Origin of the sequence: Acidovorax sp. HMWF018, assembly GCF_003061035.1 — a bacterium.
Taxonomy (GTDB): Bacteria; Pseudomonadota; Gammaproteobacteria; order Burkholderiales; family Burkholderiaceae_C; genus Acidovorax; species Acidovorax delafieldii.
In genome coordinates this window covers 6,992-7,317 of record NZ_QAIM01000538.1, presented here as the reverse complement: position 1 = coordinate 7,317, position 326 = coordinate 6,992, and the positions used below count along the sequence as shown (strand labels likewise).

Below are 326 nucleotides of genomic sequence, written 5' to 3'. Positions count from 1 at the left end.
GGGCTGGGGGTTGTGGTGGCAGTGGTCATGACAGAAGATTGATAAACGGTATAAACAGTTTATACCGTTTGTTGTTTACCCTCAAGGCATGTCCACAGCCAGCTCCCAGGGGGTTTTTTGCCAGGCTTGAACTTCTTCGCGCAGAAGGTGGGCCGACTGGGGGTATGCGATGGCCCATCCAGGGCGCGCGCTGACCTGAAATTGCTGTCCGTCCGCCTGCAATGACAGCCCTTTGGTATCGGGCTCCCGGCGTGCGTGGCACAGGGCCACGGCCAAGCGCAAGCACAGCAGCTGCAGCACAAAAATCGGATCGTCGAGTTCCACCC

At 58.3% G+C, this 326-nt stretch carries 1 pseudogene; it reads right to left on the bottom strand.

The features are described from left to right. Window positions 1-81: 81 nt before the first annotated feature. A pseudogene (locus DBR23_RS31575) lies at window positions 82-326 on the bottom strand (exopolyphosphatase); the annotation flags it as partial.